Here is a 6,711-nt window from a genome sequence, read left to right as displayed (position 1 = left end):
CTCGTACTCCGCGCCGTACGCCTCGTAGCCGAGCCGCTCGTAGAACCCCAGCGCCCGCGTCTGCGCGTGCAGGTCCACCACCAGCAGACCGCGTTCGCGCGCCAGGTCCTCCACGGCCCTCACCAGCGCGACGCCGATCCCGAGGCCGCGCGCCTCCCCGGCCACCGCGAGCCGGCCGAGCGAGCCGACCGCCGGGTCGCCGCCGGTCCGGTCCGCCGCCTCCGGGCCGTGCAGCAGCCGCGCCGTGCCGAGCGGCAGCCCGTCGCCGCGCACCGCGAGCACATGCGCGGCGGCGGCGTCCAGGGCGTCGTGGGAGTCGAACTCCAGCTCCTCGGGGACGTGTTGCTCGACGACGAACACCCGCCGGCGGACCGCGAAGCACGCCTCACGGTCGGCCGCGCCCGCGGCGGACCGGATCTCGTACGTCATCCCGCCCCCGGCCCCGGCGAGCCGCGGGCCGGCGCCGGTCTCCCCCGCGCTCACGCGTTGCTCTCGGCCCGTACCTTGTCCAGCGCGCTCTGCAGATCGTCCGGATACGTGCTCTCGAACTCCACCCACCGGCCGTCCGACGGATGCTCGAAGCCCAGCTTCATCGCGTGCAGCCACTGCCGGGTCAGCCCCAGCCGCTTGGCCAGCGTGGGGTCGGCGCCGTACGTCAAATCGCCGACGCACGGGTGGCGGTGGGCGGCCATGTGCACCCGGATCTGATGCGTACGGCCCGTCTCCAGCTTGATGTCCAGCAGCGAGGCGGAGCGGAACGCCTCGATCAGGTCGTAGTGCGTGACCGACGGCTTGCCCTCGGCGGTCACGGCGAACTTGTAGTCGTGGTTCGGATGCCGTCCGATGGGGGCGTCGATGGTGCCGCTCATCGGGTCCGGATGTCCCTGCACCAGCGCGTGGTAGCGCTTGTCGACGATCCGCTCCTTGAACTGCGCCTTGAGCGAGGTGTACGCGCGCTCCGACTTGGCCACGGCCATCAGCCCGGACGTGCCGACGTCCAGCCGGTGCACGACGCCCTGCCGCTCGGCGGCGCCGGAGGTCGAGACGCGGTAACCGGCGGCGGCCAGACCGCCGATGACGGTCGTACCCGTCCAGCCGGGGCTCGGGTGGGCGGCCACGCCGACCGGCTTGACGACCACGACGATGTCGTCGTCGTCGTACACGATCTCCATGCCTTCGACCGGCTCGGCCACGACCCGCACCGGGGCGGCGGGTTCGGGCATCTCCACTTCCAGCCACGCGCCGCCGCGCACCCGTTCGGACTTGGCGACCACGGCCCCGTCGACCTGCACCTTCCCGGCGGCGGCCAGCTCGGCCGCCTTCGTACGGGAGAACCCGAACATACGGGCGATGGCGGCGTCGACGCGCTCACCCTCAAGGCCATCGGGAACGGGCAGGGTGCGGATATCGGGAACGGTGCTCACCCGTCGAGTATGCCTTGCCCGCACCGCCCGACCGCCCACGGAGAGGGCTCGGAGGCCCGGGACGGCGTGCGGAGGGCGGGCGGCCTCCGCTCAGTCGCGGTGGACCGTCCCGTCGGGGTCGAGGCCGCGGAAGGACAGGATCACGATCAGGAAACCGCCGCAGACGATCGCGGAGTCGGCGAGATTGAACACCGCGAAGTTCGCCGGCGCGATGAAGTCCACGACGGCGCCCTTGAACACTCCCGGCTCACGGAAGATCCGGTCGGTGAGATTGCCGAGCGCCCCGCCGAGCAGCAGACCGAGCGCGAACGCCCACGGCCCGCTGTAGAGCTTGCGGGCCAGTCGCGCGATCACCACGATCACGGTCGCCGCGACGAACGTGAAGAAGACGGTGTACGCCTCACCGATGCCGAAGGCCGCGCCCGCGTTGCGCACCGCCTCGAACTTCAGCAGATCGCCGACGACCTCGATGGGCTCGTGGTGCTCCAGCTTCGCCACCACGAGCATCTTGCTGCCGAGGTCGAGCAGGTAGGCCACCAGCGCCACGGAGAAGAGCGCGACGATCTTGCGCTTTCCCCGGACCGGCTCGGCGGGAGCCGCGCCCTCGTCGTCAACATCCGGCGTTCCGATGACGCGCTCCGCCTCTGCCACGTGAGTCCCTCAAGTTAGATCCCGATTAGCGTCGAGGGTACGTCACGCGCGTACGGTCTCAGCCGCGCCTTTCCTGCTTCTGCTTGTCCTCGACACACAGCGTGGCCCGCGGGAACGCCTGCATTCTGGCCTTGCCGATGGGCTTGCCGCAGACCTCGCAGAGACCGTACGTACCGGCGTCGAGGCGCAGCAGGGCCCGCTCCGTCTGCTCGACCATCTCGCGCGCGTTCGCCGCCAGGGACATCTCGTGCTCCCGCGTGATGTTCTTCGTGCCGGTGTCGGCGTCGTCGTCGCCCGCACCGTCGCCGGAGTCCCGCATCAGCCCGGCGAGCGCCTGCTCCGAGGACGAGATCTCGGCGTTCAGCCGGGCCGCCTCGCTCTCCAGGCCGGCCCGCGCCTCGGCGACCTCCTCCTCCGTCCAGGGGTCCTCGCCGGGCCTCACGGCAAGCTCTCCGGGGGGTGTGGTGCCGCGCGCCGGGGGCACCGCGGTCGCCGTACCACCCGTGGCCGCCGCCGCCCTCTTACCCGCTGTCTTCTTCGCTGCCACCGTCTTGGCTCCCGTCTGTTCCGCGGCCTCGGCCGCCCCCTCGGCCGCGGACGCGGCCCTTTTCGCGGCCTTCTTGGCGGCAACCTTCTTAGGATGCGCCGTCTTCCCGGCCGCGGTCTTCTTCGCAGGTGCCTGGTGCTCCGGCTCGGCCGCGGCGCTCTCCTGCGCGGCCGGTGCGTGCGTAGCCGGTGTCTGTCGCTCCGGTGCCTCGGTCGCCGACGTCTTCTTCGAAGCCGCCTTCTTGACGGCTGTCTTGTCGGCCGCTTTCTTCTTCACAGCCGCTTTCCTGGCCGCTGTCTTCTTCGCGGCGGTCTTCTTCGCCACCATGCCGCGGCCCCTTCACATTTTGTGATCTTGCACGCGAGTCGTGCTGGGACGATAAATCGACACCAGCCACGCGGCAACGGGGCACGCCGCCGGTGAGACCCGCCTCCGCCGGTGACAAGGCGAGCCTCCATCCGTTGTGCCCAGCTCCCCGCCGGGTAATCCGCCCCACGGGCGGCTCGGGGAAGTCCGCGGGCCCCGCCGGACCCATTCGGGTCAGCGACGGCGCCGTACGCCGCGGGGGCCGCGCTCCCGCCCCGTGACACGTCCGCAGGCCCGCGTGCGAGCGCCGGAAAAGCGGTCGGCCGCCCCTGCCACGGCCCCGTACACTGGGCCCAGCGAGAGGCGTGGATGGGGACGAGTAGCTCCGAGAGCGGCCATGAGCGACCCGGGGACGGTGCGAGCCCGGGGGCAGGGCGCGGAGTGAAGCATCACCCCGGAGCCGCCGGAAGAAAGCCCTGGCAGTACGCGGGGCCGTAGACCCGGCAGCGCGACCCCAATGAGGGGGCCGAGGGCGGCGACGCCCGGGGCCAAGGAGGGTGGTACCGCGGGAGCCGCAGGCTCTCGTCCCTCCGACGGAGACGCCGCAGATCCGTTGGAGGAGTTTCATCCATGACGCCACCGCTGTACAGCCAGGTACCGGCCCAGGTCGACCTGCCCGCCCTCGAGCACGCCGTGCTCGACTTCTGGCGTGAGAACAAGGTCTTCGACAAGACCCTGGCGCAGTCCGAGGGCCGCCCGGAGTGGGTCTTCTACGAAGGCCCGCCCACCGCCAACGGCATGCCCGGCGCCCACCACATCGAGGCCCGTGTCTTCAAGGACGTCTTCCCGCGCTTCCGTACGATGCGCGGCTTCCACGTCGCCCGCAAGGCCGGCTGGGACTGCCACGGCCTGCCCGTGGAGATCGCGGTCGAGAAGGAGCTGGGCTTCACCGGCAAGCAGGACATCGAGAAGTACGGCATCGCGGAGTTCAACGAGAAGTGCCGCGAGTCGGTGACCCGGCACACCGGCGCCTTCTCCGAGCTGACGACCCGCATGGGGTACTGGGTCGACCTGGACGACGCCTACCAGACGATGAACCCGGAGTACATCGAATCCGTCTGGTGGTCGCTGAAGGAGATCTTCGGCAAGGGGCTGCTCGTCCAGGACCACCGGGTCGCCCCGTGGTGCCCGCGTGACCAGACGAGCCTCTCGGACCACGAGCTGGCGCAGGGCTACGAGACGATCGTCGACCCCTCCGTCTTCGTCCGCTTCCCGCTGACCTCCGGCCCGCTGGCGGGCGAGGCCGCGCTCCTCGTCTGGACGACGACGCCCTGGACCCTGGTGTCCAACACGGCGGTCGCCGCCCACCCCGACGTCACCTACGTCGTCGCGTCGAACGGCACGGAGAAGCTCGTCGTCGCCGAACCGCTGGTGGGGAAGGCGCTCGGCGAGGACGGCTGGGAGCTGACCGGCGAGCGGTTCACGGGCCGCGAGATGGAGCGCTGGACCTACGACCGTCCGTTCGCGCTCATCCCGTTCCCCGAGGACTCCCCGGCGCACTACGTCGTCAACGCGGAGTACGTGACGACGGAGGACGGCACCGGCCTCGTCCACCAGTCCCCCGCGTTCGGCGCGGACGACCTCGTGGTCTGCCGCGCGTACGGCCTGCCGGTGGTGAACCCGGTCCGTCCCGACGGCACGTTCGAGCAGGACGTACCGCTCGTCGGCGGCGTCTTCTTCAAGAAGGCCGACGAGGCGCTCACCGCCGACCTGGACGCGCGCGGACTGCTGTTCCGGCACGTGCCGTACGAGCACAGCTATCCGCACTGCTGGCGCTGCCACACGGCGCTGCTGTACTACGCGCAGCCGTCCTGGTACATCCGTACGACCGCCGTGAAGGACCGCCTCCTTCAGGAGAACGAGAAGACCAACTGGTTCCCCGACTCGGTCAAGCACGGCCGGTACGGGGACTGGCTGAACAACAACGTCGACTGGTCCCTGTCCCGCAACCGCTACTGGGGCACCCCGCTGCCCATCTGGCAGTGCGAGGACGGGCACCTCACCTGCGTGGGCTCGCGCGCCGAACTGACCGAGCTGAGCGGCGAGGACCAGTCGTCGCTCGACCCGCACCGCCCGTTCATCGACGCGGTCACCTTCGCCTGCCCGACCTGCGGGGAGACCGCGACGCGCGTCCCCGAGGTCATCGACGCCTGGTACGACTCCGGCTCGATGCCGTTCGCGCAGTGGGGCTACCCGTACAAGAACAAGGACCTCTTCGAGAAGCGCTACCCGGCGCAGTTCATCTCGGAGGCCATCGACCAGACACGCGGCTGGTTCTACACGCTGATGGCCGTCGGCACGCTCGTCTTCGACAGGTCGAGCTACGAGAACGTGGTCTGCCTCGGGCACATCCTCGCCGAGGACGGCCGCAAGATGTCCAAGCACCTGGGCAACATCCTTCAGCCGATCCCGCTCATGGACAAGCACGGCGCGGACGCGGTGCGGTGGTTCATGGCGGCCGGCGGCTCGCCGTGGGCGGCGCGGCGGGTCGGTGACACGACGATCCAGGAGGTCGTCCGCAAGACGCTGCTGACGTACTGGAACACGGTCGCCTTCCAGGCCCTGTACGCGCGCACGTCCGGCTGGGCGCCGTCCGCGGCCGACCCGGCGCCGGCCGACCGGCCCGTGCTGGACCGCTGGCTGCTGAGCGAGCTGCACGCGCTGGTCGACCAGAGCACGCGCGCGATGGAGGCGTACGACACACAGCGCGTCGGCAAGCTGCTGTCGGCGTTCGTCGACGACCTGTCCAACTGGTACGTACGCCGCTCGCGCCGCCGCTTCTGGCAGGGCGACAAGGCGGCCCTCCGTACGCTCCACGAGGTGGTCGAGACGGTCACCCGTCTGATGGCCCCCCTCGTCCCGTTCATCACGGAGCGGGTCTGGCAGGACATGATCGTCCCGGTCACGCCCGACGCGCCGGAGTCCGTGCACCTGTCGACGTGGCCCGAGGCGGACCTGCCGTCGATCGACCCGGCGCTGTCCCGCCAGATGGCGCTGGTACGGCGGCTGGTGGAGCTGGGCCGCGCGACACGGGCCGAGTCGGGGGTGAAGACGCGCCAGCCGCTGTCGCGCGCGCTGGTCGCGGCGTCGGGCTTCGAGACGCTGTCGCCGGAACTGCGGGCGCAGATCACGGAGGAGTTGAACGTCTCGTCGCTGGCGTCACTGTCGGAGGTCGGCGGCTCGCTCGTGGACACGACGGCGAAGGCGAACTTCCGTGCGCTGGGCAAGCGGTTCGGCAAGGGTGTCCAGGCGGTGGCGAAGGCGGTCGCCGACGCGGACGCGGCGGCGCTGTCCGCGGCGCTGCGGGACGGAACGGCGTCGGTCACGGTCGACGGCGAACCGGTCTCGCTCGCACCGGACGAGGTGATCATCACGGAGACGCCCCGCGAGGGCTGGTCGGTCGCCTCGGACTCGGGCGCGACGGTGGCGCTGGACCTGGAGATCACTCCGGAGCTGCGCCTGGCGGGCCTGGCCCGTGACGCGATCCGCCTGATCCAGGAGGCCCGCAAGAACAGCGGCCTGGACGTCGCGGACCGTATCGCCGTCCGCTGGACGGCCACAACGGACGAGACCCACGCGGCGCTGACGACCCACACACCGCTGATCTCGGACGAGGTCCTGGCCCTGACCTTCGAACCGGGCGCCCCGGACGCGACGTTCGGCCCGGCGTTCACGGACGAGGGCCTGTCGCTGACGTTCCACCTGCGCAAGGTCTGACGGCGG

At 70.9% G+C, this 6,711-nt stretch carries 5 protein-coding genes; 1 reads left to right on the top strand and 4 read right to left on the bottom strand.

Translation table 11 applies throughout. The features are described from left to right. The 4 genes from GXP76_RS32895 to GXP76_RS32880 form a co-directional block, all read right to left on the bottom strand. On the bottom strand, positions 1 to 429 hold a 429-nt coding region (locus GXP76_RS32895; protein WP_242575279.1), incomplete at its 3' end, for a GNAT family N-acetyltransferase. Positions 430 to 479: 50 nt separating this feature from the next. Then, a complete protein-coding gene (locus tag GXP76_RS32890) occupies positions 480 to 1,424 on the bottom strand; it encodes an RluA family pseudouridine synthase (RefSeq protein WP_147872438.1) in 945 nt (314 codons plus the stop codon). Positions 1,425 to 1,514: 90 nt separating this feature from the next. Next, positions 1,515 to 2,075, bottom strand: a complete 561-nt coding sequence (lspA, locus tag GXP76_RS32885; protein ID WP_242575278.1) for a signal peptidase II — start codon at positions 2,073 to 2,075, stop codon at positions 1,515 to 1,517. A gap of 58 nt (positions 2,076 to 2,133) precedes the next feature. After that, positions 2,134 to 2,949 carry a TraR/DksA C4-type zinc finger protein gene (locus tag GXP76_RS32880; protein WP_242575277.1) on the bottom strand — a complete coding sequence of 272 codons (816 nt, stop codon included), beginning with the start codon at positions 2,947 to 2,949 and terminating at the stop codon, positions 2,134 to 2,136. 609 nt (positions 2,950 to 3,558) lie between these two features. Here GXP76_RS32880 and ileS point away from each other — a divergent pair. Then, the gene (ileS, locus tag GXP76_RS32875) at positions 3,559 to 6,705 is read left to right on the top strand and encodes an isoleucine--tRNA ligase (protein ID WP_242575276.1); all 3,147 of its coding nucleotides are present in this window, start codon (positions 3,559 to 3,561) and stop codon (positions 6,703 to 6,705) included. Positions 6,706 to 6,711 lie beyond the last annotated feature (6 nt).

Source organism: Streptomyces sp. NP-1717 (assembly GCF_022695985.1).
Taxonomy (GTDB): Bacteria; Actinomycetota; Actinomycetes; order Streptomycetales; family Streptomycetaceae; genus Streptomyces.
The sequence above is the reverse complement of the archived record's forward strand: the minus strand, read 5'-3'. Positions and strand labels throughout refer to the sequence as shown.

Bases quoted from the DNA above. Each gene is read 5' to 3' on its own strand.
- GXP76_RS32880 (WP_242575277.1), bottom strand. From the start codon at position 2,949: ATGGTGGCGAAGAAGACCGCCGCGAAGAAGACAGCGGCCAGGAAAGCG.
- ileS (WP_242575276.1), top strand. From the start codon at position 3,559: ATGACGCCACCGCTGTACAGCCAGGTACCGGCCCAGGTCGACCTGCCC.